This window comes from Okeania sp. SIO2B9 (genome assembly GCF_010672505.1).
Classification (GTDB): Bacteria; Cyanobacteriota; Cyanobacteriia; order Cyanobacteriales; family Microcoleaceae; genus Okeania; species Okeania hirsuta.
Genome location: NZ_JAAHGK010000224.1, coordinates 1 through 7,138, shown reverse-complemented (window position 1 = coordinate 7,138; position 7,138 = coordinate 1). Strand labels below are relative to the sequence as shown.

Genomic DNA, 7,138 nt, shown 5'->3' with positions numbered 1-7,138 from the left:
TCAATTACTCTCGCTGGTAAAGGGGCTGAAAAATTTAATGTAGAATCAAAAAAATTGGTTGAATTAGAGAAATCAAATTCTCGTTTATTAGATTTATTACAGTCAAATTCAGATAATTATGAGGTAGAAACGGAAATTAATCCGGGTAACGAAACAGAATTTCAACAATCAATTACTCTCGCTGGTAAAGGGGCTAAAAAATTTGATGTAGAATCGAAAAATTTGGTTGAATTAGAGAAATCAAATTCTAGTTTATTAGATTTATTACAGTCAAATTCAGATAATTATCACAGAGAAGCAGATGTTAGTCCTGGTAAAGGAACAGAATTTCAACAGTCAATTACTCTCGCTGGTAAAGGGGCTGAAAAATTTAATGTAGAATCAAAAAAATTGGTTGAATTAGAGAAATCAAATTCTCGTTTATTAGATTTATTACAGTCAAATTCAGATAATTATGAGGTAGAAACGGAAATTAATCCGGGTAACGAAACAGAATTTCAACAATCAATTACTCTCGCTGGTAAAGGGGCTGAAAAATTTGATGTAGAATCGAAAAATTTGGTTGAATTAGAGAAATCAAATTCTAGTTTATTAGATTTGCTACAGTCAAAGTCTGGTAATTCTCATAGAGCAGCAGAAATTAATCCGGGTAACGAAACAGAATTTCAACAGTCAATTATTCTCGCTGGTAAAGGGGCTGAAAAATTTAATGTAGAATCAAAAAAATTGGTTGAATTAGAGAAATCAAATTCTAGTTTATTAGATTTGCTACAGTCAAAGTCTGGTAATTCTCATAGAGCAGCAGAAATTAATCCGGGTAACGAAACAGAATTTCAACAGTCAATTATTCTCGCTGGTAAAGGGGCTGAAAAATTTAATGTAGAATCAAAAAAATTGGTTGAATTAGAGAAATCAAATTCTAGTTTATTAGATTTGCTACAGTCAAAACCAAAAGCAGAAAATCCTAAAATTGAAACAGCAAAATTTCAGACAAATTTACAACCGAATCAAGAAAACGAAACAAATAATCCCAAAACAACATCGGAAAGAAATTCAATTCTAGGAAATTCTTACCGAGTAATGACAAGCATCAATCGAGCACCGATAATGGAAACAGTCAATGACTTAGCACAGACTGAAACCCAAGCATTAGGCTTAACTCATCCCCTAAGATTGCCCGGTAGAAATAATCGAAATTCAGCCACAACAATTCATAATCCACCTACTTTTGGGAATACTTCAACACAGAAAAAATCAGCCCAGATAACCACAGGTCTCAATCAAACTCCAAACAACAATACTGTTCCTAACTTAGCCAGAGTAGAAAATCAAAAACCCTCATCAACAAATAGTGGCTTTATCATTGTTCAACAAACAACAGAAAGTTTTCCCCCACCAGTACCAGACGGAACCTTAAAAACAAATCCTCCCCCTCAAATTCAACCAAAATCTTCTAACCCATTAAACTTTCCAATTACCCCCGAAGAAGTACAGATAGAAGAAACCATACCAATTACTTTAGAACAAGCCATTGATTTAGCCAGACGCAATAATCCAGAAATAGAAATTGCTCAATTAGAAGTTGAAAGAAGCAGAGCAAGTATGCGAGAAGCTCAAGCTGCTCTGTGGCCCAGCCTAACTTTTGAATCAGCCCTACAACGTATAGAAAGTGCTAGTGGTGATTTACAGGCAAAAGCTCAACAACGACTTGCAGAAAGTAGAGGTACAGAGTTTATAGACACAGATATTCAAAATTTCCCAGTCACGACTTTTGATAATACATTTCGATTTGACTATGACCTTGGCCTTGGTAAAGCTCGTTCTGCTAGAATTGGAATTGCTAGAGAACAAATGCACCTCCGAGAACTAGAGTTAGAAAGAGTTTCAGAACAATTACGCTTTGATGTATCTGATGAATACTACGATCTACAAGAATCAGATGGACGAGTCAGAATTGGGGAAGCTGCTGTGGCTAACGCTAGAAAAAGTTTAGAGGATGCAGAAGCTTTAGAAAGAGCTGGAGTTGGAACTAGGTTTGATGTACTGCAAGCTCAAGTAACATTGTCAAACGAACAACAAAATCTGACAAATGCATTTCGAGACCAGCGTACTGCTCAACGTCGCTTAGTGGAAAGATTGAATATAAGTCAGTTAATCAATTTAACGGCTGCTGACCCAATTGAGCCAGCAGGGTCTTGGCCTCTATCTTTAGATGAAACAATTGTGTCTGCTTTTCAAAACCGAGCTGAGTTAGAACAGCAGTTGGTACAAAGAGACTTAAGCGATGAGCAACGAAAATTAGCTCTCTCAGCCATCAGGCCAAGCTTAAATTTCTTTGCCACTTACAATGTGTTGGCGTTAACTACTGATAACTTAAGCCCTTTTGCTGCAAGAGGTTGGGCCGATGGAACTACAGTAGGATTCAACTTTAGATGGAATTTCTTTGATGGTGGTGCAGCTAGGGCAGCTGCTAGACAGAGTATTCTAGATCAAGATATTGCAGAAAATCGGTTTGAGCAAGTTAGAAATCAGGTTCGTCGTGAAGTTGAACAAGCCTTTTTTGGTTTGGAAGCCAGTTTTGAGAATATTTCTACAGCAGAATTAGGCGTGGAACAGGCCAAAGAGGCTTTACGTTTGGCGCGACTAAGATTTCAAGCAGGTGTGGGAACTCAGTTGGAGGTTATTAATGCTGAGACAGACTTGACCAGAGCTGAGAATAATTTGCTAACTGCAATTATTGACTATAACCGTTCTTTGTCAGAGCTACAGCGAGCTGTTAGTAATCTTCCTGGTGGAGATTTGTCAGATACTCCTTGAAGAAGCAAGAAGCAAGAAGCAAGAAGCAAGAAGCAAGAGGAAAAAATATTGGGTTGTGGTGCATAGTAATGGTAGATAGAGTGTGGGGAGTGTGGGAAGAAATTAAAAAATATATATCTTTATTACGCGAGCAGGACAACCAAATATTGCTTTCTCTGAGTTTTATAGTGGCTTTTTCTTCTGTCTTCTTCCAACAGAACAAGTTATATCAAATCCGGTAGCATCGGTGTAATTAGATGGGGAGATGGGGAGATCGAGAAATATTTGGTAATGGTTGAAGATGGAACATTTTTTTATACCGAATTAAACGGATTTGATATTACATAAAATCCGCCTATACAATCAACGCACTTTCTACTTCCATTCAATGCAGACATAAAATGCCAGAATATCCCCAGATAATTCCCACTCTCACCCTTTATTCCTACTGACTTTTAACTCCTGACTCCTGACTCCTGACTCCTGACTCCTGACTCCTAGCTAAGTTATTTATGAGTATTCAACTGAATATGATATTAAACTTCTCAACATTAGTTAACATTTTTTTAGAATTACCAATCTCAATATAAGTTAATAATTCATAATGGCCAACATCAAATTTGAACAAGAAAACCAGGAAATAATTGCTGCTGATGGAGCAAATTTAAGAATCAAGGCTCTAGAAAACCGCATTGACCTCTACACCTTTACAGGAAAAATGATGAATTGCGGAGGCTATGGACAATGTGGTACCTGTATTGTAGAGGTTGTTGAAGGTCTGGAAAATCTTTCACCCCGTACTCCAGTGGAAGAAAAAAAGTTGAAGAAGAAACCCCCTTCTTATAGATTAGCTTGTCAAACCATGGTTAACGGTCCTGTAACTATTAAAACAAAACCAAAGCGCAAATAGCAAATAATGGTATTCTTAACCTTGTGGTTTTTTTCAATTCAAGGTGGGTTAATCATGGCAGTTAATGATTTAGGCTTTGTGGCAACCATTTTGTTCATATTTGTGCCAGCCGTTTTCTTAATCATTTTGTATATTCAAACTGGTAACAACGAAAGCTAAAAATTTAGCAGTTTACACACTCAGAGTAGGAGCATAATTTAAAAAATTGTCCTCCTACTTTGCCGTTTTTTTCTAATTATTGCTCTGCTGATTAAATCTCAAAGCATTGACTGATATTGGCTTTAGTCTTTTTAGGGTCGAAAAAAGTGCCTAGTTTGAGATGTCTCAAGCTTCAAAAGTTAATATTTTGGGCATTAGAGGGCAGAAAAATGAGGGGACAGTTCTTCCGACTACCTCCTGATAATACCCTGTTCTTCCTGACTCCTGACTCCTGACTCCTGACTCCTACCTTGACAAAAAGACTTTTTCAGCAAACCCTAACTACTACTCTGGCGAGCTAACAATACAGGACAATTGGCATAAACTCGCACATAATCCGATAGAGAATTTCCTAATAGTTTATCAAGGTCCACAAGATTCTTAGCACTGGATGGACGGCGGTCTGGTGAGCCCAATATCAATAGGTCTACATTCAAATCCTGGGAAATTTTACAAATTTCTGGACCAGGTTTACCACTGGCAGCAACACAGCGATATTGAATACCCATTTTTTTTGCTTCTGCTGCAGCTTCAGCTACAACAGGGTCTTTTTCTGCATCGGCAGTATAATCTTGCATTGATTTTCCACTGGGATCTTTCTTAACATGACTCAAAATTAATTGTCCCCCAGGAATTTGATTCACTAAGGAAATAGCCAACTGTAGAGAACTTTTTCCTCCTTCTGATGAATTTAGAGCTACCATCACCCGCCTGATTTTTTTAACGTAGATATCGTCTTTCACAAGTAGCATTGGACGGGAAGTTAACTGGAAAACATATTGACTAACAGAATTTTCCAAAATAGCTTGCAGTTTGCCTAAGCCCCGGGAACCCATAATAATTAGTTCAGATTCTTCTTCATCAGCTACTTGACAAACAATATCCTTGGGGTCTCCTTGTTTAAGTCGGGGATTAACTTTTTTTGGATCTATTTTTAAAGATTGAACAGCCTCTGCCAGGATTTTTCCACCTTCTTCTAACTTAGCAGACATACCTTCTGCACTAGGTTGAGGGGGGACAACGTGCAAGACAGTCACAGATGCTACTTGGAAGTAAGGGATGTCCATCAACATATTGAGCATCTGCTCACATAGTCCCCGACCAGCAACAGCTAACAAAATTTTGTTTATCATTTTTTAATTGAGTGAATCAGCAAATAATAACGTTTAAAAATAGCATAAATCTCCTGTACCCATGATAACTTTGAGAAATGTAGCGTTTTAGCAAATTTTGTAAAGTGGCCTCATCAGAACAATCTCAATCTCAGTTACCCACAAGTGCGATTGAAAATCAATCTACTCAGAAATCAGATGCTTGGTTTGAATATATAGTCCGAGTTCATCCTCATCACACTGATTATGCTGGTGTTGTTTGGCATGGGACTTATATTTCCTGGATGGAGGAGGCACGAATAGAAAGTTTGCGTTCTATTGGTATTGAGTATGCTGAGTTGGTTAACCTTGGTTGCGATTTACCAGTGGTAGAACTTTCAGTACGTTATCACAAAGCGGTCAAGTTTGGGATGGTAGTTGCAGTCAGGACTCGCATGACAAATACTCAAGGAGTCAAACTAGACTGGGATTACCAAATTCAATCTTTGGATGGTAAAGAATTATATGTTACAGCCAGAGTAACATTAGTAACTGTTGACCGAGAAAAAGGCAAAATCATGCGCCGTTTACCTCCAAAAGTAGAAGCAGCTTTAACCAAGCTTTATTGATAGTTGAGATTTATTTTTTATGTTATTAAGGAGGTAATAGACTGATAAAGTCTGTAATTACCTCCCAGTTCAGCTAATTCGGGAGATATTATCCATAGTTATCAGGAAAAAATTATCCCTGTTTTGAAAGAAAATGAAAGTTGACCAAACTCGATTAAAAATAGCTACAGAAAAAGCAAGGGAAAAATGTTGGAATTTGCGGAAAAAATTAAAGAGAAAGCAGCATCTACTGAAGCTATAGGTTAGCAAACTAAAAACAATTAAATTTTTAGTTGCTCAAAAAAATTACTTATAACAATTAATTATGGTCTCAATCACACAAACACTTGAAAATTGGATGCTCCCTCACAGGTTATGGAAGATAGGCGCTCCACTTCCTACCCCACTCCTAGAAAGTGCGACAACAGTTATTAATGACAAACTTTATATTTTTGGTGGTTTTACATTTAGATATAAATAAGCAAGATTTAATTTGAAAAAAAATTTACTAACTACAAATATATTTATTCTTTGCTGAAACTGAAAGAATTGTTTGCCAATGTTGATAATTTTACAGGACATAAAAAAGTCTAATATCGCTCTTTTTTGCCAAAGCAACTAATGAAACCAATAGTAATTATCTATCGCGACCAATTAATTCCCTAATCAGAAACTTTTATCCCCGCACAAGTGGAGAATTTTTCATCCTATCAAGGATTCTACGTTGGCTCATCTGGCTTTTTCACTGCCAAATCAATGATTCCCCAGGATAGAGCGATTATTCTGGGTTACTTAGCCTCTCCTCCTGGTCTCTGGAAAACAGCCTACAAATTAACTGGTTTTATCCATCCTCGCTGGCTGAAATCTTTGCAAGATTTATCGCCTCAGTTAATTCACGCTCATTTTGGTCTGGATGGGGTTTTAGCACTGCCACTAGCAAAAAAGTTAAACATACCCCTCATTGTAACTTTTCATGGTTATTATGCTACCACAGAAATAACCCTAAATCAATCTCAAAGTTTTTATGCACAGACCTGGGATTTTGTCAAAAATCGCGGTCAATTTTTTCGATAATTATATTTTAGGAATCGCGATCGCCTATTTCAAGAAGCGGACTATTTTATTGCTGTTTCTGAATTGATCCGCTCTCAACTAATTGAAAAAGGATGTCTGTCAGAGAAAATTAAAGTTAATTATATCGGTATAGATGTAGATATATTTACACCGAATCCAGAAGTAAAACTAGAACCGATTGTTTGATTTGTCGGACGGTTAATAGAAAAAAAGGCGTTGCTTAAATGTAATGATAATTAGACATCTACTCCACCCATAGGGAGTAGGCAGCTTTGCTGTAGGCAGTAGGGAACCCACCCCTCGCCCCTCCCCCTCCCAGGAGGGGAAAGAATTGATAATTTCTTTGGGATATAGATATTGATTTTTGATTCTTGGAGATGTCTATTAGCTGAAGGTAAAATTGAAAAACTGATGTTTTGCGCCCAAAGTTAATCTCAAAATCATTACCACTCAGCAACGCC

The 7,138-nt window shown here is 37.1% G+C and carries 9 protein-coding genes; 7 read left to right on the top strand and 2 right to left on the bottom strand.

All coding sequences use genetic code 11. The features are described from left to right. The 4 genes from F6K13_RS10520 to psbM form a co-directional block, all read left to right on the top strand. Positions 1–2,817: TolC family protein (locus F6K13_RS10520; protein WP_287287334.1), on the top strand; the 2,817-nt coding region annotated here is incomplete at its 5' end. Continuing rightward, the gene (locus F6K13_RS10515; protein WP_124147320.1) at positions 2,814–3,038 is read left to right on the top strand and encodes a hypothetical protein; all 225 of its coding nucleotides are present in this window, start codon (positions 2,814–2,816) and stop codon (positions 3,036–3,038) included. The genes F6K13_RS10520 and F6K13_RS10515, both read left to right, overlap by 4 nt. Before the next feature lie 362 nt (positions 3,039–3,400). Continuing rightward, the gene (locus F6K13_RS10510) at positions 3,401–3,706 is read left to right on the top strand and encodes a 2Fe-2S iron-sulfur cluster-binding protein (RefSeq protein WP_287239205.1); all 306 of its coding nucleotides are present in this window, start codon (positions 3,401–3,403) and stop codon (positions 3,704–3,706) included. Positions 3,707–3,760: 54 nt separating this feature from the next. Further along, positions 3,761–3,865, top strand: a complete 105-nt coding sequence (gene psbM / locus F6K13_RS10505) for a photosystem II reaction center protein PsbM (RefSeq protein ID WP_124147322.1) — start codon at positions 3,761–3,763, stop codon at positions 3,863–3,865. A 317-nt stretch (positions 3,866–4,182) separates the two neighbouring features. Here psbM and F6K13_RS10500 read toward each other — a convergent pair whose 3' ends face one another. After that, positions 4,183–5,037, bottom strand: coding sequence for a universal stress protein (locus tag F6K13_RS10500; protein ID WP_124147323.1), 855 nt, complete (start codon positions 5,035–5,037; stop codon positions 4,183–4,185). A 104-nt stretch (positions 5,038–5,141) separates the two neighbouring features. Here F6K13_RS10500 and F6K13_RS10495 point away from each other — a divergent pair, with 104 nt between their 5' ends. The 3 genes from F6K13_RS10495 (at position 5,142) to F6K13_RS10485 (ending at position 6,677) form a co-directional block, all read left to right on the top strand. Next, a complete protein-coding gene (locus F6K13_RS10495; RefSeq protein WP_124147324.1) occupies positions 5,142–5,624 on the top strand; it encodes a thioesterase family protein in 483 nt (160 codons plus the stop codon). A 304-nt stretch (positions 5,625–5,928) separates the two neighbouring features. Continuing rightward, positions 5,929–6,084: a hypothetical protein gene (locus F6K13_RS10490; RefSeq protein ID WP_161564717.1), complete on the top strand. Its 156-nt coding sequence runs from the start codon at positions 5,929–5,931 to the stop codon at positions 6,082–6,084. 209 nt (positions 6,085–6,293) lie between these two features. Further along, entirely contained in the window at positions 6,294–6,677 is a 384-nt protein-coding gene (locus tag F6K13_RS10485) for a glycosyltransferase (protein WP_124147325.1), read from the top strand. A gap of 244 nt (positions 6,678–6,921) precedes the next feature. On the opposite strand, the gene F6K13_RS10480 is transcribed toward F6K13_RS10485, so the two are convergent. Beyond that, the coding region (locus F6K13_RS10480; protein WP_287287333.1) for a hypothetical protein at positions 6,922–7,138 on the bottom strand (217 nt) is incomplete at its 5' end.

Bases quoted from the DNA above. Each gene is read 5' to 3' on its own strand.
- F6K13_RS10510 (WP_287239205.1), top strand. From the start codon at position 3,401: ATGGCCAACATCAAATTTGAACAAGAAAACCAGGAAATAATTGCTGCT.
- psbM (WP_124147322.1), top strand. From the start codon at position 3,761: ATGGCAGTTAATGATTTAGGCTTTGTGGCAACCATTTTGTTCATATTT.
- F6K13_RS10500 (WP_124147323.1), bottom strand. From the start codon at position 5,037: ATGATAAACAAAATTTTGTTAGCTGTTGCTGGTCGGGGACTATGTGAG.
- F6K13_RS10490 (WP_161564717.1), top strand. From the start codon at position 5,929: ATGGTCTCAATCACACAAACACTTGAAAATTGGATGCTCCCTCACAGG.